Source organism: Streptomyces sp. P17, from assembly GCF_032436805.1.
In the GTDB taxonomy this organism is placed as follows: domain Bacteria; phylum Actinomycetota; class Actinomycetes; order Streptomycetales; family Streptomycetaceae; genus Streptomyces.
This window is the reverse complement of the sequence record NZ_JAVRBF010001300.1, coordinates 1-247: the sequence shown is the minus strand read 5'-3', so window position 1 is coordinate 247 and position 247 is coordinate 1. Positions and strand designations below refer to the sequence as shown.

The following is a 247-nucleotide window of genomic DNA, read 5'->3' as shown; positions in this document are numbered from 1 at the left end:
CCCGCGACGCTGGGCGCGGGCGATTCAGGCGCGGTAAGGCCGGCCATACCGGACACGCCCGTCGCCAATTCGGCCCCCAGCGGCTTGCCCTTCAGCTCCGTGACGATGCGCTGCGCCAGCTTGGGACCCACCCCATTGGCGCGCCCGACCGCCGCCTTGTCGTCGCGCGCGATGGCGCTGGCGAGGTCCGGCGGCGGCAGCACATCCAGCACCGACAGCGCCGCCTTCGGCCCCACCCCCTGGATCG

1 protein-coding gene is annotated in these 247 nt (G+C 74.5%); it reads right to left on the bottom strand.

What is annotated here, in order from left to right; translation table 11 throughout:
- Window positions 1-247 (bottom strand): helix-hairpin-helix domain-containing protein (locus tag RMT89_RS44760; RefSeq protein ID WP_315889486.1); only part of this gene is annotated, 247 nt, incomplete at both ends.